The 22174-nt window shown below is 64.9% G+C and carries 15 protein-coding genes; all 15 read right to left on the reverse strand.

Going from position 1 to position 22174, the window contains the following annotated elements; translation table 11 throughout:
- Nucleotides 1–24: 24 nt before the first annotated feature.
- Nucleotides 25–1854: an adenine deaminase gene (ade, locus tag CZ375_RS06050; RefSeq protein ID WP_077598356.1), complete on the reverse strand. Its 1830-nt coding sequence runs from the start codon at nucleotides 1852–1854 to the stop codon at nucleotides 25–27.
- Nucleotides 1855–1900: 46 nt separating this feature from the next.
- Nucleotides 1901–3283 carry an NCS2 family permease gene (locus tag CZ375_RS06055; RefSeq protein WP_077598357.1) on the reverse strand — a complete coding sequence of 461 codons (1383 nt, stop codon included), beginning with the start codon at nucleotides 3281–3283 and terminating at the stop codon, nucleotides 1901–1903.
- A gap of 216 nt (nucleotides 3284–3499) precedes the next feature.
- Nucleotides 3500–4009: a xanthine dehydrogenase subunit XdhC gene (gene xdhC / locus CZ375_RS06060; protein ID WP_077598358.1), complete on the reverse strand. Its 510-nt coding sequence runs from the start codon at nucleotides 4007–4009 to the stop codon at nucleotides 3500–3502.
- Nucleotides 4009–4890, reverse strand: coding sequence for a xanthine dehydrogenase subunit XdhB (gene xdhB, locus CZ375_RS06065; protein WP_077598359.1), 882 nt, complete (start codon nucleotides 4888–4890; stop codon nucleotides 4009–4011). The genes xdhC and xdhB overlap by 1 nt, the downstream gene beginning before the upstream one ends.
- Nucleotides 4890–7232 (reverse strand): xanthine dehydrogenase subunit XdhA, encoded by a 2343-nt coding sequence (gene xdhA, locus CZ375_RS06070; protein ID WP_077598360.1) that lies wholly within the window; start codon nucleotides 7230–7232, stop codon nucleotides 4890–4892. The genes xdhB and xdhA overlap by 1 nt, the downstream gene beginning before the upstream one ends.
- Nucleotides 7233–7654: 422 nt before the next feature.
- Nucleotides 7655–8938 carry an amidohydrolase family protein gene (locus tag CZ375_RS06075; protein ID WP_077598361.1) on the reverse strand — a complete coding sequence of 428 codons (1284 nt, stop codon included), beginning with the start codon at nucleotides 8936–8938 and terminating at the stop codon, nucleotides 7655–7657.
- Nucleotides 8939–9020: 82 nt separating this feature from the next.
- Nucleotides 9021–10106 carry a BMP family lipoprotein gene (locus CZ375_RS06080; protein WP_077598362.1) on the reverse strand — a complete coding sequence of 362 codons (1086 nt, stop codon included), beginning with the start codon at nucleotides 10104–10106 and terminating at the stop codon, nucleotides 9021–9023.
- Nucleotides 10107–10182: 76 nt separating this feature from the next.
- A complete protein-coding gene (locus tag CZ375_RS06085) occupies nucleotides 10183–10680 on the reverse strand; it encodes a nucleoside deaminase (RefSeq protein ID WP_077598363.1) in 498 nt (165 codons plus the stop codon).
- Nucleotides 10681–10786: 106 nt separating this feature from the next.
- Nucleotides 10787–11884: a BMP family lipoprotein gene (locus CZ375_RS06090; protein WP_077598364.1), complete on the reverse strand. Its 1098-nt coding sequence runs from the start codon at nucleotides 11882–11884 to the stop codon at nucleotides 10787–10789.
- Nucleotides 11885–12073: 189 nt separating this feature from the next.
- Nucleotides 12074–13009, reverse strand: coding sequence for an ABC transporter permease (locus CZ375_RS06095; RefSeq protein ID WP_077598365.1), 936 nt, complete (start codon nucleotides 13007–13009; stop codon nucleotides 12074–12076).
- Nucleotides 13009–14118, reverse strand: coding sequence for an ABC transporter permease (locus tag CZ375_RS06100; RefSeq protein WP_077598366.1), 1110 nt, complete (start codon nucleotides 14116–14118; stop codon nucleotides 13009–13011). The genes CZ375_RS06095 and CZ375_RS06100 overlap by 1 nt, the downstream gene beginning before the upstream one ends.
- Nucleotides 14119–14130: 12 nt before the next feature.
- Entirely contained in the window at nucleotides 14131–15642 is a 1512-nt protein-coding gene (locus tag CZ375_RS06105; protein WP_077598367.1) for an ABC transporter ATP-binding protein, read from the reverse strand.
- A gap of 108 nt (nucleotides 15643–15750) precedes the next feature.
- The gene (xdh, locus tag CZ375_RS06110) at nucleotides 15751–18537 is read right to left on the reverse strand and encodes a selenium-dependent xanthine dehydrogenase (RefSeq protein WP_077598368.1); all 2787 of its coding nucleotides are present in this window, start codon (nucleotides 18535–18537) and stop codon (nucleotides 15751–15753) included.
- A gap of 12 nt (nucleotides 18538–18549) precedes the next feature.
- Complete coding sequence (locus CZ375_RS06115; protein ID WP_077598369.1) at nucleotides 18550–18999, reverse strand: 4Fe-4S binding protein; 450 nt, start codon at nucleotides 18997–18999, stop codon at nucleotides 18550–18552.
- A gap of 115 nt (nucleotides 19000–19114) precedes the next feature.
- Nucleotides 19115–22111 carry a putative selenate reductase subunit YgfK gene (gene ygfK / locus CZ375_RS06120; RefSeq protein WP_077598370.1) on the reverse strand — a complete coding sequence of 999 codons (2997 nt, stop codon included), beginning with the start codon at nucleotides 22109–22111 and terminating at the stop codon, nucleotides 19115–19117.
- Nucleotides 22112–22174 lie beyond the last annotated feature (63 nt).

The following is a 22174-nucleotide window of genomic DNA, read 5'->3' on the forward strand; positions in this document are numbered from 1 at the left end:
GAGCGAATGTCACCCGTTGGGCGGCTAGCCCTCGACCACCAGGTCCTCGAACTGGAAGGTGTCGGTGTTCACGAGGCCGCGGTTGGTCAGGCGCAGGCTGGGGATGCAGGCCAGGGAGAGAAGGGCCATGGTCATGAAGGGCGAGGGCATGGTGCAGCCCATGCTCTTCCAGGCCTCCTCGACTCTCTCGACGTCCGCCGCCACGTCCTCGACGTGACGAGGACTCATGAGGCCGCAGACGGGAAGGGCCACCTGGCCCAGGATCTTGCCGTCCTCGACGGCGCACTCGCCGCCGCCGCACTCGACGAGCGTCCTGGCGGCAAGGGCCATGTCGGCGTCATTGTCGCCAACGACGAGCAGGTTATGGGCGTCGTGGGCAACGGTCTGCGCCAGGGCGCCATGGATGCCGAAGCCCTTGACGAAGCCATGGGCGAAGCTGCCGGTGTTGTTGTGACGCTCGAAGACGAAGGCCTTGAGCAGGTCGTTCTCGGAGTCGGCAACAAGCTGGCCGTCCTTGATGGGCGCCTGGGCAAGGGCGCACTCGGTGATGGTGGAGCCAGGGGCAACCACCATGGCGCGCACGGTTGCGGAGTCACCCGCGAGGGCCTCGCCCTTGGAGTTCACGGCGGGGATCCGGAAGGTGGCGTCGGTGATGTCAACGGCCACGTGCATGGTGTCGGTCATGAACTCGGGATACTGGTAGGAGCCGGCCTCGAAGAGGGCCTTGCCGTCCTCTGCCACGACCTCGCCATCGATGATGGTGCGCGTCACGTGGAAGTCCTTGAGGTCCTCGAGGAAGACGATGTCGGCGCACTTGCCCGGGGTGATGGAGCCCATGTCGGTGCCCATCTGGAAGTAGGTGGCGGCGTTGATCGTCACCATCTGGATGGCGGTGACGGGGTCGATGCCCTCGCGCACGGCCATGCGCAGGATGCGGTCGAGGTGGCCGTCTGAGACCAGCGTGTTGGGATGGTTGTCGTCGGAGACGAGGTTGCACAGGCGGGTGTCGATCCTGCCGCCGGCGACCGCCGGAGCCAGGTCGTGCAGGTTCTGCCAGGCGGAGCCCTCGCGAATCTGGGCGTACATGCCCAGGCGCAGCTTGGCGATGATGTCCTCGGAGCGGATGGACTCGTGGCAGGAGGAGACGCCGGAGGCGATGTAGGCGTTCAGGCCGCGGTCGGTCTCGCAGACGCTGTAGTGGCCCGTGGGGGTGGCGCCGGCCTTGAGCGTGGCATTGACCTCCTCGATGGCGTTGTCGGCGCAGGAGAGGATGCCGGGGTAGTTCATCATCTCGCCCAGGGCGACGACGGAATCCCAGCCCATGGTCCCCTCGACGCCTGCCGCGTCGACGGAGGCGCCCGTGTCCTCGAAGCCGGGAACGGCAGGCACGCAGGACGGGGTGGTGATCATGGCCTTCAGGGGCACGCTCTTGGCGACCTTGGCCACCTCGGCCACCCCCTCGAGGCCCGTGACGTTGCAGAGCTCGTGGGGATCCCAGTAGATGCCTGTGGTGCCGTGGGGCACGACCGCGCGGGCGTACTCGTCCACGCCCACCATGGAGCTCTCCACGTGGATGTGGCCATCCATGAAGCCGGGTGCCACGTACTGGCCCTCGGCGTCTATGACCTTTGTGTTCTCGCCTATGCAGTGGTCAGCAGTGTAGGGGGCGATGCCCACGTAGGCGACGCGGCCCGCCGCGACGGCGATGTCCGTGTCCTCGAGGATCTCGTGGGTGGTGACGCTCACGAGCTTTGCATGGCGGATTACGAGGTCAGCGGGCTCCTGACCCTGGGCTACCTTGATGAGGGTGCGGTTGCACTCCCACAGGGGCTGCTTGCAGAACTTGTTGAGCATGGTGCGGTCCTTTCTCTTCCGGTCAGCTGGCGCCGGCACGCCTTCCCTAGACGAAGAAGTACTTTGCGACGAACAGGAGCGCTATCACGTACATTGCCACACTGACCTTCTTGCGGCGGTCCTCACCGCCGAGCGTGTTGATCACGACGTATGAGATGAATCCCAGGGCCATGCCCTCGACGATGCTGTAGGTGAAGGGGATGGTGAAGAGGCAGATGAAGGCCGGCATTGCCTCGGACATGTCGGAGAAGTCGATGCCGAGCAGCGACGAGATCATCAGGAAGCCGACGATGACCAGGGCTGGAGCCGTTGCGAAGGAGGGAATCGCCAGGAAGATCGGCGAGAGGAGCAGCGAGATCAGGAACATGACGCCGGTGACCAGCGAGGTGAGGCCCGTCTTGCCGCCGGCGGCGATGCCGGCCGCGCACTCGACCACGGAGGTGGTGACGGAGGTGCCCGTGACGGCCGCGGTCATGGCGCCGACAGACTGCGCGACGAGGGCGTTCTTGAAGCGGGGGAACTTGCCGTCCGCCTGGAGGATGCCGGCCTTGGAGGCGGATCCCACCAGCGAGCCGAAGGTCTCGGAGATGTTGGTGAAGAGGTAGGCCACGACGACGGTCGCGAACCCGACGCTAAAGACCTGGGAGAAGTCCATCTTCATGAAGGTGGGCGCAAGCGAGGGTATGGACAGGCCGCGAGAGAAGTCGGGGATCAGGCTGCCAAAGCCGGCGGCGGGATCGGGGACGTAGATGCCCGCGAGCTGGCAGACGAGTCCGATGCCCCAGGTGATGAGGATGCCCAGGAGGATGTTGCCCTTGACGTTGTGAATCATGAGCAGCGCCGTGATGACGATGCCCACAAGGCCCAGGAGCGCGGAGATGCCGCCGGTGGAGAAGCTGCCGTCCTGCATGCTGGCATGGAAGGGGAAGATGGTGATGAGGGTGGAGGGGCTGTCGACCACGATGCCGGCGTTCTTGAGGCCGATCAGGGTGATGAAGAGGCCGATGCCTGCCGTGATCGCGAGCTTGAGGCTCATGGGGATGGCGTCCAGGACGATCTCCCTGATGTTGGTCAGGGCGATGAGCAGGAAGATCAGGCCCTCGACGAAGAACGCCGCGAGCGCGACCTCCCAGGTGTAGCCCATTCCCAGGACGACGGTGTAGATCATGAAGGCGTTGAGGCCCATGCCGGGCGCCAGGATGAAGGGGTAGTTCGTGGAGAGGGCCATGATGCAGGTGCCGAATGCGGCAGTGATGGCAGTTGCCGTGAAGACCGCGCCGGGGTCCATACCGCCGTCACCCAGGATGGAGGGGTTGACGACGAGGATGTATGCGATGGTGACGAAGGTGGTGATGCCTGCGATCACTTCCGTCTGAATGTTGGTTCCATGCTCCTCCAGGTGGAAGAACGACTGGATCTTCTCCTTCATGGGCGGATGTCTCCTTTCTCGTTGAGTCGAATGCTTCCGGGGTGGCCTTGGTCCTCCTTCCGACATGTCCTTTGCTGGCCATGAGTCCCATTTTTTTATAAGAACGACCTGACCGCACGCTGATGCGGCCAAACACGGAGTCCCTTGCGGGGCCCACCTTGTTTTTTGGAATGAGATTGTCGCGGCCGTACCGGCAGGTCACGACGCGGCCCCTTGCTAGCGGACGGGCTGGCCCTCTTCCTCTCCCAGGCGCTCGTGACAGTACTCGACCGCCCTCTCCACCGCGTTCATGACGTCCTGGTAGCCCGTGCAGCGGCAAAGGTGCCCCGAGAGGAGCTTGCGCAGCTCGTCCCTGTCATAGGTCTTGCCGGAGCGCACTATCTCGACCGTGCTCATGATGAGACCGGGGATGCAGAAGCCGCACTGGACGGCAAACTCGTCCACGAAGGCCTGTTGGACGGGGTCGAGGGCGCCATCGGGGCCCTGGAGCCCCTCGACGGTAAGAATCTCCTTGCCCTGGGCCCAATCGGTCAGGTAGAGGCAGGTGTCGGTGGTCACGCCGTCAATCAGGACGGTGCAGGCCCCGCACTCGCCCACCTCGCAGCCGCGCTTGACGCTCGTGAGGTGCAGGCGGTTGCGCAGGGTGTCCAGCAGGGACTCGCGGGGGTCATAGCCCACCTGCACTTCCTTGCCGTTGACCGTGCACTTGAGGATTCTCATGTCCATTAGATCTCTGCCCCTCCCTTGCGCGCGGCCTCGACGAGGGAGCGCTTGGCCATCTCCTTGATGAGCTGGAGCCTGAACTCCTTGGAGGCGCGCCAGCTGTCACGCGGGTTGGTGTCGGCCTGGGCGAGCGCGCCGACCCTCTCCGCGGCCTCCGCGACGGTGAGCCCACGCACGCCGTCCTCCGCGCCATGCGCCCTCATGGGCGTGGGGCCCGCGACGCCAAAGGCCAGGCGGACATCCTCGACGCGCCGCTTGTCGGCAGAGAGCTTGACCAGGCAGCAGCAGCCCATGGTTGCGATCTCAAGGGCGCGGCGCTTGCCGTACTTGAAGTAGTGTCCCGTGAAGCCCTCGTAGTGGTCCTTGGGGATGCGGATCTTGACCAGGACCTCGTCGCGCTCCTTGGTGGAGCGTCCAGGGCCTGCATACCACTCCTCGATGGGGATGGTGCGCTCGCCCCTGGGGCCCCTCACGTCCAGGAGCGCCCCGTAGGCAAAGAGGGTCGAGGCGGAGTCTGCCGAGGTGGCGGCGTTGCAGACGTTGCCACCGATGGTGCCCGAGACGCGCAGCTGTGGGCCGCCAGGGGTGTCGCAGGCGTCGCCCAGGGTGGCGACGGTCGCCTGGATCACGGGGCTCGTGGTCACATGATGGAACCAGGTTATGGGACCGATCTCCACGGTGCCGTCGTCGGAGAGGGTCACCCCATCAAGCTCGTCGCGCAGCTCGTGGATGGACACCAGGTGAGCCCCCGCGAACTTGCCCTCACGGATCTTCACGAGGACGTCGGTGCCACCGGCGACGACGATGGCCTGGGGGTCTTCCGCAAGCGCGCGGACGGCGTCGTCGACGCTCGTTGCGCAGTGCAGGGATTCGATGTCATACATTAGATGAGACCCTCCTTCTTGAATCCCTCGAAGAGGCGCTGAGGGGTCATCGGCTCCTGGTAGAACTTGACGCCCGTGGCGTCCAGGATGGCGTCGCGGATGGCGCCGGCAGGCGAGATGATGGGCGTCTCGCCGACGGCCTTGTTGCCATAGGGGCCAGTGGGGTCATCCGTCTCCACAAACTGGGCCTCGAGGTCGGGCACATCCATGGTGGTGGGAATCTTGTAGTCGAGCAGCGTGGGGTTGAGAACGCGACCCGTCTTGGGGTCCACCTGGACCTCCTCGTAGAGGCCGAAGCCGATCGACTGGGCCATGCCGCCGTGGACCTGCTGCTCCACGAGCTTGGGGTTGATCAGGCGACCGGAGTCCTGGACGTTGATTATCTTGTTGACCGTGACCAGGCCCAGAGGCATGTCAACGGTTACGTCCGCGAAGGTGCAGCCGCATGCGATCGCGTTGGTGTGCACGTTCGCGGTAGCGCGGGCGTGAAGCTGATCGTTGTGCTCGGTGTTGTAGTAGGCCTCGAGCGCAAGGTCTCCCAGGCCGCACACCCTGTTGCCGACAGTGTCGTAGATGGCGTGGTCGCGCAGGGTGAGGTCTCCCTGGGCGGCAGGGTACAGCCCGGCTGCGAACTCGATGATCTTGGCACGCAGCTTCTCGCCGGCCTTCTTCACGGCCGTGCCCGAGACATAGGTCTGGCGCGACGCGTAGGCGCCCGCGTCATAGGGGGTGACATCGGTGTCCTGGAACGAGACGATGTGGATGTCCTCGGTGTCCACGCCGATGGCCTCGGCGGCCATCTGGCTGAAGACGGTGTCGGCGCCCTGTCCGATCTCGGTTGCGCCCATCTGGAGCTGGAAGCTGCCGTCCTGGTTCAACGTGATGGCAGCCGTCGCGGTCTCGAGGGCAAACGGCGCGACCGCGGTCTTGTAGACAAAGAACGCGACGCCCACGCCGTGACGCACCGGGCCGGTCTGGTTTGCGTACTCGGCCTTCTTCTTGTCCCACTCGATGTAGGCCTTGCCCTTCTCTACGCACTCGGGAAGGCCGCAGGTGCGTGCCGAGATGTAGTTGCCGGGACTGAACTCGTCCACGTAACCCTGGTAGATGGCATTCCGAAGGCGGAACTCGACACCGTCCCAGCCCATGTCGTGGGCGATGTCGCCCATGAGGCACTCCGCCGCCCAGTTGCCCTCGGGCACGCCATAGGCGCGCATGGCGCCGGTGTGCGGTCCGTTGGTGTGGACGGTCCACGCCTCGCAGCGGATGGCGTCCTCCTGCCTGTGATACAGCCAGCGGAAGGAGTTGACGGAGTTGAGCACCAAGGCGTGGCCGTGATGGATGTAGCCGCCGGTGTTGGACCAGGCCTTGATGGAGCGGGCACGCAGGTTCATGTCGTCGTCCACGCTGGCCTCGACGTCGAAGCTCTTGGGCTGGCGCCCGCTCGTGCCGAAGAAGAGCTCCTCGCGGCTGAGCTCGAGGCGGACGGGGCGGCCGCCCACCTGCTTGCAAAGCCAAGCGTTCAGGGGCTCGTAGTGGATGTCCTGCTTTGTGCCGAAGCCGCCACCGATGTAGGGCTTGATGACGCGGACGTCACCCCAGGGGATGCCCAGGGCCTGGCCGATGACGCGCCGACAGATGTGGGGTATCTGGGTGGACGAGACGCAGACGATCTTGCCGTTCTCCTCGTAGCAATAGGAGGTGCAGGTCTCGATGTGGACCTGCGACTGCTCGCCCGTCTCCATGTGCAGCTTGTAGTGGTGGTACCTGGGATCCGTGAGGACATCCTCCACGCAGGAGTAGCCCATCGTGGCCAGCTTCTCGTCGTCGGTCTTGGCCAGGGTGTGGGCCACGACGTTGTCCGGCTTGCCCTCCTGGACGGGGTGCTCGGTGCCCCTCATGGACTCGATGGGGTCGTAGACGACGGGGTACTCCTCGTACTCGACCTTGATCTTGGCGAGGGCACGGTCGCAGGACACGGTGTCCTCCGCTACCACGGCAGCGATGTTGTCACCGTAGATGCGCACGCGGGGATCGAGGAGGCGCCGGTCGCCCACGTCGCGCTTCTCCTTCTTGGACTCCGCGTACCACGGATGCCCGGCAACCGGATACGCCCATTCGGGCGTGTCGAAGCAGGTGAAGATGCCCACGACACCCGGCACCTTCTCGGCCTCGCTGACATCTATGGACTTCACCACTCCGTTGCCGATGGTGGAGTGCAGAATCCGGGCCTCAAGACAGGGCTTGGGACATAGGTCGTCGGTGTACATGGCACGACCGGTCACCTTGTCATATGCGTCAACGCGCGCGACGGGCCTGCCCACCTCTTTCAGCTTCTCCATTTGCTCCCCCCTCAGTCACAAACAGCTCTGGCAGCAGCCACGGCTGGCGCTGATGCCACTACCCTACCCTCGCGCTATGGAAAGGGGCTCCTCGCGGTCGAGACATGCGCGCTGATGCACGCCCTGCCACGCTTGCGTAACCTTTCCATATTACGTAGCCCACCTTGGAACGGAGGTTCCAAGCCTTCTCATGGGCTGTCTGAAGGTGCCGTGGACCCCCTCCCTGGGGGAACCCACAGTTGAACTGACAGACCTATGCGTGCCGCTCGACTGTTTGACCGATTTCATCGTAACGGTGTTGTGCCCTTACAAAAAGTAATCGCGACGCGTGCGGCGAATTATTCGCCGCCAGTGGCATACAAGTTGTTAGGAATGCTAACAAATCGTTATACCTGCGGAAATACATCGCTTTGGCGGTCGCATTAGATTTGCAGCCTTCTTCCAGCCACGAACTTGTCGCAGATGCGCCCGCCCTCCGCCTCCAGGTACACGTAGCGCTCGAGACGCTCCTCGAGGCTGCATTCGAGGGTGGTGCGCAGGGCCGAGTCGTCCAGGACCAGGGCATCGAACTCGAAGCCCTGATCGAAAGACCCAACCTTTCCGAAGAAGGACCCGCCGCCTGCGGTGGCGAGATAGAATGCCTCGCTGGTGGAGAGGGGGCGAAGGGTCTCGTCCACGCAGCGCCAGCGCAGCTTGGAGACGCCCACCGCGTCGGCCATCGCCCTGAAGAGCGACAGGCTGGCGCCGCCCGCGATGTCCGTGCCCAGGCCCACGTTCATGCCCCTCTCGAGGTAGTCCCTGATGGGAGCGATGCCCGAGGAGAGCATGGTATTGGACTGTGGGCAGTGCGCTATGAAGCAGCCGCTGCCCTTGAGGATCTCGATCTCCTCCTCGGGGCAGTAGTTGCAGTGCGCCATCACCGAGGGGACGTCTCCCGAGAGATGGCCAAAGCGCTCATAGGTCTGTCCATAGCAGCTTGACCAGGGACAGAGCTCGCGCACCCACTCGACCTCGGAGAGGTTCTCCGAGAGGTGCGACTGAAGGGGAAGCCGCAGCTCCTCCCTGAGCTGGCCAAGGCCCGCCATGAGCTCGTCCGTGCAGCTGGGCGTGAAGCGTGGCGTGAGGATGGGCAGCGTGTTCTCGTATCCCCTCTCCCCCACCCGTCCCAGCCAGAGCCTGGTGTCGGAAAGGGAGGCCTTTGCCGAGCGCTCGCGGAGGTAGTCCGGGCTGTTTCGGTCCATGTTGACCTTGCCGACGAAGGTCTTGAGGCCCGTCTCCTCGAGAAGGTCCATGAGCCTCAGCGTGGGCTCCACGTGGATGGTCCCAAAGACCACCGCACGCGTGGTTGCGGAGTGGAGGAGGTCATCCGCAAAGACCTGGTAGGCGCGCTCGGCGTAACCGAGGTCTGCGTACCTGCCCTCCTCGGGAAAGGTGTGGGTGTCGAGCCAGTCCAGGAGCTCCAGGTCCATGCCAAGGCCACGGAACCCATACTGGGGCGCATGCAGGTGGAGGTCCACGAGGCCGGGAACGACCAGCCTGCCGCGCCGGTCGATGACCTCGATTCCCTCAAGGCCTGCGGGAAGCTCCTCGAAGACTCCCCGGGAGACGCCGTTCTCGCAGACGAGGTAGCCGTCCTTCACGCAAGAGAGCTCGGCTGCGCTCTTCGACCAGCAGATGTCACCCCTGAGGGCAAATGACCCTCCCATTGTCTCCCCCTCCCCTTGCGTGGGTACGCCGGGATGGCGATGGCCACCCCGGCGTACCACCGCATGTCAAGCGTCTTTGGTGCTAGAGCGTGGAGCGGATCGCCTCGACCTCCGCGTCGGTGAGGAAGGCGTCGTTCTTGATCTGCTCGGCGTACTCCCTGACCTTGTCCTGGACGTCCGCGGGCACCTTGTCGGAGAAGGTGCCCAAAGACACGCCGCCGTTGGACATGTCGGCGCTGATGACCTTGCCGCCCCCGAAGCTGCCGGCCTCGATCTCGTCCATGGCCTGGTCGATCTTCCAGTCGATGATGGTCGAGGTGATGACGCAGGGCTTCTCGTCTCCCACGGAGTCGATGGGCTGGGCGATGTCGAAGTGGGTGTCCGCGCCAGCGGACTCGAGCGCCTGACGCGCGCCGTTGTCGACCGCGGAGGCGTCGCCCCACATGACGTCAACGTTGTTGGTGTTGATCCAGCTCTCCGTGAGCTTGGCGCCAAGGGAGGCATCGCTGAAGCCGGCCTCGAAGTTGTAGTGCCCCTCGACGCCTGGGGTCACCTTCTGTGCCGCCGCCAGGTAGGCGGCATACTTCGTCAGAGTGGTGGGGAGCTTCGCGCCGCCGATGAAGCCGATGCTGTTGGTCTTGGTCATGAGGCCGGCGACGACTCCGGCCAGGGCGCCGGACTGCTTGAGGCTGGTGAGGACGGTCTCGAGGTTGTCAAGCGTCTGGTAGTCAGCCAGGTCGATCTTGGGGTCGGTGTTGGTGATGAGAAAGTGGACCTTGGGATGGTCCTCGGCCGCCTCGGCGACGACGTCCGCCCACACGGAGGCGAACTCGTTTCCCGCGCCGACGATGAGGTCAACGTCCTGGTCGGCGTAGCTCTGGGCCGCCGCGGCGGCGTCCGCGTCGGCGGTGTTGTCCTTGGGCTCGAGCATCTCCCAGTTGGGGTGGGACTCGAGGGCGCGCTTGAGGGACTCGAAGTGGCCCTGGCCCCAGCCGCCGTCGTTGGTGGGCCCGCTGATAACGATGGCGACCTTGAGCTTCCTGCCCTCCTCGTCGCCCGAGGTGGCGGAGCCATCGGACGCGGAGCTCCCGCAGCCTGCAAGGAGGCTGCCTGCAACGGCCATGGCGCCGGTTGCGAGGGCCTGGCGCCTGCTCAACATGACACTCATGCTTCGTTCCTTTCAAGGGGGGTTGCCGGGGGCGTTCTCTTGATGGGGCACGACGAAACGTGCACCCGCAGCTGGGCTAGCTCCAATATCCCTGGTGGGCCTGCGCCGCCTCCTCCTCAAGCTCCGGGAAGGGGCCAACCACCTCTATGTCCTTCTGGCCTGCGGCAAAGATCTCTCTGCAGGGGAGGTCGAAGGTGGGGTTCTGCTCGTTCGAGCCCGTGAGCCTGAGGAGCGCCCTCTCGGTCATCGCGTAGACGACGCGGCCCACGCCCGCCCAGTAGATGGCACCCGCGCACATGGCGCAGGGCTCGGCCGAGGTGTAGAGCGAGCAGGCTGCCAGGTATGCGCGGTCGAACTTCTGTGACGCCCTGTCCACGAGCTGCGTCTCGGCGTGACCCGTGCAGCGATGGGTGGCGATCTCTATGTTCTCCTGCTCGAGGACCACCTCGCCCTCGGGCGAGACGAGGATGGCGCCAAAGGGGGTGTTGCCGTGCTCGCGCGAGAGACGGGAGACCTCGATGGCCCTGCGAAGGAGCGCGACGTCCTCTTCGTGCGTGAAGTTCTTTCGTTCCATCTTTCCTCCTGGCCCAGGCTCGGCATGCCCAGCGTTGGAATGCACGATGCGCCGAGATGTCGCGAAAGGCATCCCGGCGCATATCTTGGTCGTGCGAGACGGGTGCCTAGAGCGTGGAGCGGATCGCCTCGACCTCCGCGTCGGTGAGGAAGGCGTCGTTCTTGATCTGCTCGGCGTACTCCTTGATCTTGCCCTGGACGTCCGCGGACACCTTGTCTGAGAAGGCACCCAGGGAGATGCCGCCGTTGGACATGTCGGCGCTGATGACCTTGCCGCCCCCGAAGCTGCCGGCCTCGATCTCGTCCATGGCCTGGTCGATCTTCCAGTCGGTGACGGTGGAGGTCACGACGGTGGGCTGGTCAGGGCCGGCGATGTCGATGGGCTGGGCGATGTCGAAGTGGGTGTCCGCGCCAGCGGACTCGAGCGCCTGACGGGAGCCGTTGTCGACCGCGGAGGCGTCGCCCCACATGACGTCAACATTGTTGGTGTTGATCCAGTTCTCGGTGAGCTTGGTGCCCAGGGAGGCGTCCGTGAAGCCGGCCTCGAAGTTGTACTGACCCTGGATCTGGGGGTTGATCTTCTTGGCGGCGGCGAGGAAGGCAGAGTACTTCGCCTCGGTGGAGGGAAGCTTCATGCCACCGATGAAGCCGATGCTGTTGGTCTTGGTCATGAGGCCGGCGACGACTCCGGCGAGGGCGCCCGTCTGCTTGAAGTTGGGCAGGACGGTCTCGACCCTGTCGAGGCTCTCGTAGTCGCCCATCTCGGACTTGGGGTCGGTGTTGGTGATGAGGAAGTGGACCTTCTCGTTGGATGCGGCATCGGCCACGACCTCGGCCCAGTCGGACGCGAACTGGTTGCCGTTGCCGATGATGAGGTCAACGCCCTGGTCGACGTAGCTCTGGGCCGCAGTGGCGGCGTCGGCGTCGGGGGTGTTCTCCTTGGGCTCCAGCATGGTCCAGTTGGGGTGCTTCTCGAGGGCGCGCTTGAGGGACTCGTAGTGGCCCTGGTCCCAGCCGCCGTCGGTGATAGTGCCGGACATGATCATGGCGACCTTGTAGCCGCCCTCGGAGCCAGCGTCGGTGCCGGAGGAGGCGGTGCTGCCGCTGTTGCCGCATCCCGCAAGAGCCATCATGGCCGCGGAGCCGAGGCCCAGCTTGACGGCCTGACGCCTGTTGAGCATGAAGTTGAACTTGGACTCGCTCATGGTAGTTCCTTTCCTAGATAAGACTAACCTGCCAAAACGCTGCGAAGAACTTTCAACTCCCTCTTGTGCCCAGCTCGCTCCCTTCGTCTAGAAACTTAAAAAGAACCAAGGGTTCCCTTACATTTTGCCTGAGCCGTTCGGCTTGCCACCCCCCGCTCTGCAAGCGGTGGAGCAGGGAACGTGTGCGGTCTAGCGCGACTCTCGGTAATAGGGCTGGCCATTGGCCTTGGGACCAGCGTGCCTGGAGCCGAAGAAGATCAGGGCGAAGATGGTGAAGATGTACGGGATCATCTTGAAGAACATGACGGGGGCGGCGTTGAACTGGGCCTGCAGGGCAACGTTGAGGCCATCGAAGAAGCCGAAGAGCAGGCTTGCCGCCATGATGCCCACGGCGCTCCAGCGGCCGAAGATGACCGTTGCCAGCGCGATGAAGCCACGGCCCATGACGATGCCGTCAATGTAGATGGGGGTCATGCACACCGAGAGGAACGCGCCGCCCATGCCGGCGAGCGCGCCGCAGAGCACGCAGGCGACGAGCTTGATGCGGATGACGTTAATGCCCAGGGTCTCTGCCGCCTGGGGGTTCTCGCCCACGGAGCGGAAGGACAGGCCCGAGCGGAAGCGCTTGAAGAAGTAGGTGACCACAGGCACCAGCAGGAAGGCGAGATAGCCCAGAAGCTGCTGGTTGAACAGGGGCCCTCCTATGTAGGGTATCTGGCTGAGGCCGGGAATGGAGAGCCTCTCCATGACTACGCCCGTGGCGTTGGCGGAGTTTGCGCCTACGAACATGTTGTAGCCGAAGAGGGCCAGTGCCGGGGCCAGGATGTTGATGGCCATGCCCACGACCACCTGGTCGACGCAGAGCGTGACGGTGCAGAAGGCGTAGATCATGTTGATGGCGATGCCCGCGATGACGGCGGCGCAGACGCCCAGCCAGAGGTTGCCGGTCATCTTGCCCACGGCGAAGGCGACGAAGGCGCCAACGGCCATGATGCCCTCGAGGCCGATGTTGACCAGGCCTGCACGCTCGGAGAAGAGCTCGCCCAAGGCAACCAGGAGCAGCGGGGCCGCGCTCAGCGTGGTCGCGTTGAGAATGGTGGGCAGCGAGTTGACGAGGAAGTCCATTATGCCGTCACCTCTTCCTTCTTGTCAGGGGCGCTCTGGGCCTTGTCGTGCCTGGTGCCGCGCACGTTGAAGAACGCGATGACCTTGGGCAGCTTGACGATGGCCATGCCCGCCACGGCAAAGATGATGATCAGGCCGCGGATGATGTCCACGATTGCGGTGGGGACTCCGATGACGCTCTGCATCATGGTGCCACCCGTGTTGAGGATGCCGAAGAGGACGGCGACTGCCATGGCGGCCAGGGGGTTGAGCTGGGCGATGAGCGCGATTGCGACGCCATCGAAGCCAAAGCCGGAGCCGAAGCCGCCGGCCAGGCGATAGGGCGTCTTGCCCAGGAGCTCAACGGAGCCGCCCATGCCGGCGATGGCACCGGAGATGACGAAGGCGAGCAGGACGAGCCTCTTGACGGGGAAGCCGCTCACCTGGGAGGCGATGGGGTTCATGCCCACCGCGCGAATCTTGAATCCAAAGGAGGTGCGGAAGATCACGTACCACAGGAAGGCACCCAGGAGCAGCGCCAGAATCACGCCCGCATGCATGTCGCCCAGGCTGGCGAGGCGTGCCGCATTGGGGAGGGCAAGGGTCTTGGGGAGGCCGTTGTCCGAGTAGAGGTTCTTGAATACGTGCTCCATGAAGTACATGGCGATGTAGTTCAGCATGATCGTGGTGATCATCTCGTTGAGGCCACGGGTGATCTTCAGGATGCCTGGGAGCAGGCCCCAGAGACCACCCACCACGATGCCTGCCGTGAGGCCGCAGAGCGTGGCGACGGGACCGTCGAGCCCCATCCCCAGGATGACGGTCGCGGTGGCGCAGCCGCCCATGATGAACTGCCCCTCTCCACCGAGGTTGAACACGCCGCACTTGTAGGCGAAGACGGCGGTGAGGCCGGTGAAGATGAGCGGGCAGGAGCGCTCGAGGGTCTTGCCGATCTTGGCCGCAGACCCCAAAGACCCCTGGATCATGGCGCCATAGCCCTGAAGGGGGCTCTTGCCGAGACAGGCGATGATGATCGCGCCCACGATGAGCGCAAGCAGCACCGAGACGATGGGGGTGAGCGTCATCAGCATCTTCTCGCGGCTGTTTTCCGAACTCGTGCTCTTTGACATGGCTCCTCCTTCCTACTTGCCGGCCATGGCGAGCGAGATCTCCTTGATGGGGGGATTCGCGCCGGGGTACGTTCCCATGATCTGTCCTTCGAAGAGGACCACGATGCGATCGGAGAGCTTCAGGACCTCGTCGAAGTCCGCGGAGACCAGAAGCACCGAGCATCCCGCGTCGCGCTGCGCCACGATCTGGTCGTGGACGAAGCTGGTGGCCCCGATGTCCAGGCCGCGAGTGGGATAGACGGCCACAAGGAGCTTGGGGTGGCTCTCGAGCTCGCGGGCGAGGATGACCTTCTGCTGGTTTCCTCCCGAGAGGCTGCGTGCCGTCTGGCTGACGGAGGTGCAGCGGATGTCGTTCTCCTCGCGGAGCCTCTCGGCGAAGTCGCGGATGGCGTCCATCTTGAGCCAGGCGCCGTGTCCTGCAGAGAAGCGCTCGGAGTCGGTCTGCTTGAGGACCAGGTTCTCGGCGATGGTCATGTCTCCCACGAGGCCCATCTTGTTTCGGTCCTCGGGGATGTTGCCGAAGCCCGCGTCGATGAAGGCCTGGGGCGAGAAGAGGGCGATGCTCTTGCCGTCCGGACCGCAGACCTCGCCGGACTCTGGCGAGAGGAGGCCCGTGACGAGGGAGGCCAGCGCCGCTTGCCCGTTGCCGTCTATGCCCGCGACGCCCAGGATCTCTCCCTTGTGCAGCGTCAGGCTCACGTCCTTGAGTCCCCCGTGCTTGACCTCGGGATGATAGGAGACGTTGGTGAGCTGGAGCATGGGCTCATCGGTGGCGTTCACCTTGGCGTAGACGCTCTCCTCGAACTTCTGGCCGATCATGAGGTCGGCGAGCTCCTGCTCGGTGGTCTTCGCGATCTCCAGGGTGTCGATGCACTCGCCGCGGCGCAGGACGGTGACCCTGTCCGAGATGTGCATGACCTCGCGCATCTTGTGCGAGATGAAGATGATCGACTTGCCCTCGTCGGTGAGCGAGCGCATGATGTCGAAGAGCCCCTGGACCTCGAGGTCCGTCAGGACCGCCGTGGGCTCGTCCAGGATCAGCAGGTCCGCGCCGCGGAAGAGGACCTTGAGGATCTCGACGCGCTGCTGCATGCCGATGGACATGTCGGCGACGCGCTCGTCCAGGTCAACCTCAAGGCCATAGCGCTGCATGAGGCCCTCGATGGTCTTGCGGTCGTCCTCCTGCCTGAGCAGCGGGGTGCTGTGGCGCTTGTCGCCCAGGATGATGTTCTCGAGGCCCGTCATGTCCTCCACCAGCATGAAGTGCTGGTGGACCATGCCGATGCCACGCTCGACGGCATCGCGTGGGGAGTCGATGCGCACCTCCTCGCCCCTCATGAAGAACTTGCCCGCAGAAGGTGTGTACAGGCCTATCAGGCAGTTCATGAGCGTGGACTTGCCCGCTCCGTTCTCGCCCAACAGGGTGTGCACCTCGCCCTTCATTATGGAGAGGTTCACGTTCCGGTTCGCGTAGAACGAACCGAAGCGCTTGTCGATGCCCTCCATCCTCAAGAGCTCTTCCATGTGTTGACCACCTCTTTCGCAGCTCTGCAATGTCACGTTCCAGTGGTGATGAGCTTGCAGGGGACCGTCAAGGACGGGCGTTCCCCTGGATTCCCGAAGCGAGGGAGGCTAGGCACCCGCCCCCTTGCGCCGTGACCTCCTCTCGTACGGAGTGTCCGCCAGCGGCAGCTTGCACCTGAGCCTCCCGTCCAGGCGGCGATAGGCGTTCTGAACCGCCGGCGCCGTGGGGATGGTCGCGATCTCGCCGATGCCCTTGCCGCCGTACGCCACGTCGAGCAGCTCCTCCTTCTCCACGTAGATGGCGTGGATGTCGGGGATCTGGTTGGCGCGCAGCAGGCCCAGGGTTCCAAAGCGGGCGGAAGGCACGCAGTCATCCAGCGGGAAGTCCTCGGTGAGGGCGTAGCCCATGCCCATGAGGACACCGCCTTCTATCTGGCCCTGGATGGCGATGGGGTTGACCACCTTGCCGGAGTCGTGCGCGGCGTAGATCTGGGAAACGAGGCCCTTCTTGTCCAGTATCACCAGGTGCGTGGCAAACCCATAGCACACGTGGCTCTTGGGGTTGGGCTTGTCCGCCCCCAGCTTGTCCGTGGGCTCGAAGTAGACGTAGCTGAACTCGCAGCCCTCGAGGGCGGCAAGGGCGCCCGCGGGGTCCTTGGCGTGCCTGCCGCCACCCGCCTTGAGCTCGCAGGCGCGGACGTCGTGGACGCGACCGTCCTCGTACTCGACCCTGGCGCCATCACCGGTGGCGCGCACCGGGTCCGCGGGGGCCGGGCAGCCCGCCTCGATGTTGGTCATGGCGTCACGCAGCAGGAAGGCGGCGCCACGGACGGACTCGCCGGTGATGACGGTCTGGCGCGAGCCGGAGGTGGTGCCGGAGTCGGGGGCCGCCTCGGTGGAGCACTCGCCGTTGATGATGAGCTCGCGGGGCAGGCCCGTGGCCTCGGCCACGTCCTGCAGGAAGACGGTGTTGCAGCCTTGCCCTATGTCGGAGGTGGCCGAGTAGACCGTGGCCCTGCCGCCCTCGACGACTATCTTGCAGCGTCCGGCGTCGGGCAGGCCCACGCCCACTCCGGCGTTCTTCATGGAGCAGGCGAGGCCGCAATGGTCGGCATTGGCGTCATAGGCGTCCTTCACCGCGAGGAGGGTCTCCTTGAGGGCGGTGGAGCAGTCTGCGACCTGGCCGTTGGGCAGTGCCTCCCCTGGCTCGATGGCGTTCTGATAGCGCATCTGCCAGGGGCTGATGCCAACCTCGTCGGCAAGGAGGTCCATGAGGCACTCGAGGGCAAACTGGCTCTGGCACACGCCGAACCCACGGAAGGCGCCCGCGGGAGGGTTGTTGGTGTAGTAGCCATAGCCACGGATGTCGGTGTTCTGGTACCTGTAGGGGCCCACTGAGTGGGTGCAGGCGCGCTCCAGCACCGGCCCGCAGAGGCTCGCGTAGGCGCCCGTGTCGAAGTTGATCTCGCAGTCCAGGGCCGTGAGCATGCCCTCCTCGTCACAGCCCAGGGTGAAGGTGCCCTGCATGGCATGGCGCTTGGGATGGAAGTTGATGGACTCCTGGCGCGTGAGGCGGCACTTGACCGTGCGACCGAAGCGCATGGCGGCGAGGGCCGCGAGGTGCTGGACGCTCACGTCCTCCTTGCCGCCGAAGCCGCCGCCCACGAGCATGGTCTGGACCACCACGCGCTCGGGGGTCCCGTCCCAGCCAAACATGTGGGCGACTTCCTTGCGCGTGTCATAGGCGCCCTGGTCTGTGCTCTGTATCTTGACGCCATCCTTGTAGGGGAAGGCAACGGCGCACTCCGGCTCAAGGAAGGCATGCTCGGTGAAGGGGGTCTCGAAGGTCTTGGTCACCACGTGCGCGGAGCTGGCGAGGGCCTCCTTGGCGTTGCCGCGCGTGACATGCCTGCTCTGGCAGACGTTGTCGTGCAGCTCCACCACGTTGCCAAAGGCAAGGAAGCTGTCATGGATGACAGGTGCGCCCTCCGCCTTGGCCTCCTCTATGCTGCGGACGGGCTCGAGCTCCTCGTAGCTGACCTTGACGAGCTTCTTCGCCTTTGCCAGGGTCTTCTCGTCCTCGGCAACCACCAGGCATATGGCGTCCCCCACGAAGCGCGTGACGTCGCCCTCGGCAATCATCACGTCCCAGTCCTGGATGAGGTGGCCCACCTGGTTGACGGGCACGTCCTCGGCCCTGAGCACTCCCAGGACGCCAGGCAGGGCCTCGGCCTTGGAGCTGTCGATGCCCAGCACGCGGGCGCGAGGGTGCTTGGAGCGGACGGCGGAGGCGTAGGCCATGTCCGGGTAGTCGTCCTTGGTGAGGTCATCGGGATACTGGCCGTACCCCAGGACCTTGCGCCTCACGTCCACGCGGAAGGCGCGCTTGCCCACGCCGTAGTCCTCGCCCCTCTCCAGCTCGGGGTCGATCTCCTTCTCGCCCCTGAGGATCTCCGCGGCAAGGAGGATGCCCTCGATGATCTTCTTGTAGCCGGTGCAGCGGCAGACGTTGCCCCTGATGGCGACCTTGACCTGGTCCTCGCTGGGATTGGGGTTGGACCTCAGGAGGGCGGCCCCGCTCATTACCATTCCGGGGATGCAGAAGCCGCACTGCACGGCGCCAACCGCCCCGAAGGCATAGACGAAGCTCTCCTTCTCCCGCTCGGTGAGGCCCTCAACGGTGAGGACCTCCTTACCCTGGGCAAGGGCGGTGGAGATGACGCAGCCCTTGGTGGCGACGCCGTCCACCACCACGGTGCAGGTGCCGCAGGCGCCCTCCGAGCAGCCATCCTTGACGGAGGTGAGGCCAAGCTCATCACGGAGGAAGCGAAGGAGCGAGACGTTCTCGTCGGTGCTTATCCCCTCGCCGTTGACGGTGAAGCTGTACTTTCCCATGTCCTCCCCTCCCTAGAAGCTCTTGGCCAGGATGCCGTGGGCATCGCGAATCACGCCGCGCGGGCACTTTGTGGCACACATGCCGCAGGAGATGCAAAGCTCGACATCGGTCACGGCGCAGTTGTCGATGACGTGCACGGCATCTGCCGGGCAGGCCCTCTCGCACGCCCCGCATGCGATGCAGCTCGAGTCGCATATCTTGCGGGCGAGGGAGCCCACGTCAGGGTTGGAGCAGAGGGGCAGAATGGCCGCCTCGCGCGGAACGACCTCTATGACGTCCTGCGGGCAGGCCCTGGCACAGAGGCCGCAGCCAACACATGCCTCGCGGTTGACCTGGGCGGTGTTGTTCTCGTTGAGCTCTATTGCGTTGACGCGGCAGGCAAGGACGCAGGCCCCGCAGCCCATGCATCCGTAGTTGCAGTACCTGCTGGACCCTCCCCAGCAATGTACGACAGCTACCATGTCCCTTCTCTTAGCCACTCTGGCACCTGGCTTCCCCTGGGTTTGGTGTCGGGGGCACTGCGACGCGCGCACTGCCACCCGACACCCGGCTGACGTGTAAGGGCGCAGTCTGAAGCTAGCCGACCGTGAGATAGGCGTAGTCGCTCTGCGCTGCGGCGATCGTGGCACGGACCGCCTCGGGTAGGCCACAGTCCTTATCATTCACATCGTAGACCTTTTCGGAGCCATCCAGACGCACGAGCATGCCGCCCTCGACGGGAAGGAAGCCCTCGTTGGTGCTGTTGTCGAAGTCCTCCTTGCTCCAGAAGAGCGTGAGCTTGTCCTTGTAGGGGCGGCCGCCCTGATAGGGGCAGAAGACGGCGCAGTTGCCGCACTCGTTGCACATGCCGTCCACGTGCACGATCTGGCGCTGCCTCATGCCGGGCACGCGGATTGCCACGTTGGCACGGTTGGGGCAGACCTCGACACAGGTCTCGCACACGGTGGCGCAGCCCAGGCAGCGGGTCTTGTCGCAACCCTTGAGGCCGAGGCAGAGGTCACCGCGCTTGGCCAGGGGGGCCTCGTAGTCCTCCTTGACGTTGGACTCCGCCTTGGAGTTGAAGTTGAAGCCCGAGATGGCCACGGTGACCATGGCCGCGTCGGCAATGCCCTCGACCACGGTGGCAGGCCCACGGCGGGCGTCGCCGATCGCGTAGACGTGGTCCACGCTGGTCTTGTGGCTTGCGTTGACCACGGGGCGTCCCTTGCGGTCGAGCTCGATGCCGGAGGCCTCGAAGAGATCGCCCTCGACGTTCTCGCCCACGGCGGCGATGACGGCGGTGGCGGGAATGGTGACGGTCTCGCCCGTTGCGACAGGAGAGCGGCGACCAGACTCGTCAGGGGCACCAAGCTCCATGACCGCGCAGGTCAGAACGTTGTCAGAGAGCGTTTCGGGCGCAAGGAGCTCCATGAGCTCCACGCCGTCCCCAAGGGCGAGCGTCAGCTCCTCCTCGTCTGCGGGCATGTAGCGACGAGTGCGACGGTAGACCAGACGCACGTTCTCGACGCCCTTGATGCGCTTTGCGGCACGGGCGACATCCATGGCGGTATTGCCGGCGCCGATGACCACGACGTCGCTGCCCAGCTCGAGAGAGTCGGGGTCGCTCTTGGCGGCCACGAGGAAGTCGATGGCGTCCATCTCGGCGCCAGACTTGAGGGTGGCACGCCCCGGCGCCCAGGCCCCGATGGCGATGACGACGTCGGTGTAGCCCTGCTCCAGCAGCTCGCCCGCAGACTTGACCTCGCGGCCCAGCTCGAACTTGGCGCCATAGGCACGGCAGAGCTCGATGTCGCGGTCTATCGCCTCGTGGGAGATGCGAAACTCCGGGATGGCGTGGCGAACGATGCCACCGAGCCTGTCGGTGCGCTCGATGACGGTCACGTCCACGCCGGCACGAGAGAGGAAGGAGGCGGCGGACAGGCCGGCCGGACCGCCGCCGATGACGGCGACCGTCTTGCCCTCCCGCTCTCCCCTGCGGGCAAGCGTGGGCAGGACCTTCTCGGCTGCGGACTCCGCGGCCTTGAGCTTCGCCTCACGGATGTGGACGTGCTCCTCGTAGTAGTTGCGCATGCAGCCGTCACCGCAGTGGTGGGGGCAGATGGTGCCGGTCACGAAGGGCAGGGCGTTGCGCTCCAGGATGATGTTGAGCGCGTCCTCGTAGCGACCCTCGTCCACGGCCATGAGGTAGCCGGGGATGTCCTGGTGGATGGGGCAGTCGTGGCGGCAGGGTGCGGTGAAGCAGTCCGTGAGGGGGAGCTTGGCCGCAACATGGCGCTCGGGAAGCGGCTTGATGGGCTTGCGATAGGCATCGCCGCTCACGGCCTCCTCCACCAGGCCGCGCACGGCCTTGGCGTCAACGCCGTCGAACGCCTTGGCGGGAACCGCCTCCAGCACGCTCACGATCTGGCCAAAGCGCTGGTATCCACCAGGCTTCAGGATGGTGGTGGCCACGGTGACGGGCCAGATCCCGGACGAGACGAGGCCGGCCACGTTGTTGGCGTCGGCCCCGCCGGAGTAGGAGATGCGAAGCCTGCCGTCGAACTGCTCGGAGAGGCGCGCGGCCAGGGTGAGGGACAACGGGTACAGGGAGCGCCCCGACATGTACATCTCGTCGCTGGGAAGCTCGCCGCGGGTGACGTCCACGGGGAAGGTGTTGGTCAGCTTGACGCCAAACTCCAGGCCCCTCTCCTCGCCCAGGGCCATGAGGCGCTCGAGCATGGGAACGGCATCGGACCACTGGAGGTCCTCCAGGAAGTGGTGGTCGTCGAAGGCGATGTAGTCGAAGCCCAGCGAGTCCAGGGTGGTGCGGGCGTACTCGTATCCCAGGAGCGTGGGGTTGCACTTGACGAAGGTGTTGAGGCCCTTCTCGCCCATGAGGTAGGTCGCGATGCGCTCGATCTCTGCGGGCGGGCAGCCGTGCAGGGTGGACTCGGTGATGGAGCGGGAGACCTGCGGGGTGATGGAGTCGACGAAGGCCTCGTCCACATGCTCGAAGCGGTCGAGGTTCGCCTTTGCCCACGCGATCGCCTCACGGAAGACGGGCGTGGCGGAGGCGTCCTTCATGTCATTGATGTACTTGTCCACCTTGGGGCTCTTGATGCCCTCGAGGTCGTAGCCCACGGACATGTTGAACACGAAGCCGTCGGCGTCACCCAGGCCAAGCTCGCGGGAGAGCAGCTTGCAGGCGACCCATGCCTTGACGTACTCGTCGAAGGCCTCGGGAACGGTGAGCTCGGTGGACCACTCGCAGTTGTATCCCTCGTCACCCGCAAGGATGCAGGGCTTGTTCACGCAGGCGGAAAGCTCCTCGCCGTCCATGACCTGGACGGTCTTGAGCTCGAAGAAGCGGGCGCCCGTGACGTAGCTGGCGACAATGTTCTGCGCGAGCTGCGAGTTGGGGCCGGCGGCGGGACCCACGGGGGTCTCGATGCTCTCACCGAAGATGCGGCGCGTGCCCTCCTTGGTGCCCTTGGCCATGCGGGACACACCGAAGATGGTCCCCTGCGTGCGATGCTCGTCGATGATCCAGTTCATCAGCTGGTCGAACGGAATGGGGCGCATGATGTCGCTCATATTGGTCCTCTCCTAAAACCAAAAGCGGATTATGTCCCCCGCATTTATTGCGTCCGCGGGCGA

Source organism: Olsenella urininfantis (assembly GCF_900155635.1).
In the GTDB taxonomy this organism is placed as follows: domain Bacteria; phylum Actinomycetota; class Coriobacteriia; order Coriobacteriales; family Atopobiaceae; genus Olsenella_G; species Olsenella_G urininfantis.